1 protein-coding gene is annotated in these 440 nt (G+C 53.2%); it reads right to left on the minus strand.

What is annotated here, in order from left to right:
• Window positions 1-32: 32 nt before the first annotated feature.
• A partial coding sequence (locus B2W52_RS02965; protein ID WP_286801175.1) for an HAD family hydrolase occupies window positions 33-440 on the minus strand: 408 nt, incomplete at its 5' end.

Below are 440 nucleotides of genomic sequence, written 5' to 3' on the forward strand. Positions count from 1 at the left end.
AAAGCCCTCCCCGACACCTGCCTCCTCTTACTTCAGAGGTTTTTCAGTGTTTCCTGCAGTTCTGAAAGGCTGTTGATCACTGCTGAGGGTTGAATCCCCCAGTCTTCAAATACCTTGTTCGGATCCCTCTGTACCCAGATTGCGAGTAATCCTGCAGCTCGTGCACCAATCACATCCCAGGCGTTACTGGACACAAGACACAGGGGTTTTTCCCAGGAACCGGTTGCGCGCCGGGCATAGGTGTAAACGGCAGGATCAGGTTTGAAACTCTTGATATCGTCTACCGATACCAGGCCTTCAAATTGGTCGAGCAAGTCGTTGTGCCCGAGCACTTTCTCCAGTGCTGGATAACCACCATTGGAGAATGCGAACAGCGGGTACTCGCCTCTGAGACTCTTTAACGCCGGCAACGCGTCCTCGAACGCGGGCAAAGACAGGTA

Source organism: Marinobacter sp. UBA2498, from assembly GCF_002341575.1.
Classification (GTDB): domain Bacteria; phylum Pseudomonadota; class Gammaproteobacteria; order Pseudomonadales; family Oleiphilaceae; genus Marinobacter; species Marinobacter manganoxydans.